This window comes from Achromobacter sp. 1011811831, from assembly GCF_059760905.1.
On sequence record NZ_JCBANG010000208.1, the window covers coordinates 1 to 694 of the forward strand.

At 57.1% G+C, this 694-nt stretch carries 1 protein-coding gene; it reads right to left on the reverse strand.

Going from position 1 to position 694, the window contains the following annotated elements; translation table 11 throughout:
- Positions 1–87: 87 nt before the first annotated feature.
- Positions 88–694 (reverse strand): site-specific integrase (locus tag AC6LJ9_RS30620; RefSeq protein ID WP_498150450.1); only part of this gene is annotated, 607 nt, incomplete at its 5' end.

Here is a 694-nt window from a genome sequence, read left to right on the forward strand (position 1 = left end):
CCGCCTCGCGCAGAATCCGCACGATCTGCTCTTCGCTGTACCTCGCCTTCTTCATCTCGCTTCCCTCTTGCGTTGGAAGCTATTCTCTCAAATACCTGTTGGCACGAATTTCTCAGAGCAGGTCACTTCCTCACGGGTCACGGCTTTGTCCTGGGCACGAGTCGTTGCGCGACCAGTGTAGGCTCGCGCCAGCCCTTCTGGCCAAGGCTGCTCTACGTTTGCCGCCCGAATCCTGTCTTCCAGTGCGTGTCGGAAGCTGTGGTTTCCGTAACCATGTCCGAGTTGCTGCGTATCGCGCATAAAGCGCAGGAATGGCTGCTCGTAGGCACGGCCCCATTTGGGAGACTTTCCGCCCGGTTCGGGTAGTGCTGCCGGGAATAGCGGGCCGTTCGTGTAATGGCGCAAAATGGACCGAATGAAATCCAGGAACCCCAGTTCAATCAGTACCGGGTGAATCGGTATCCTGCGGGTTGTGGCTAAGTTCTTCACGGAACGGTCAGGGCCGACTTGGTCCTCGTCTTCGGCGACCTGAATCTTGATTTGCGACCGTCCCAAATCCACGTCGTGGGTAATCCCCCCATTCTTAGCGATTGCCAGAAGTAGGAACGCTATGCAGCCATGGCTAGCCGCTGTTTGGGGGTGAAGCCGCCCAGTGCCATATTTGGGCGTTCGTGATTGTAGGACCACATCCATT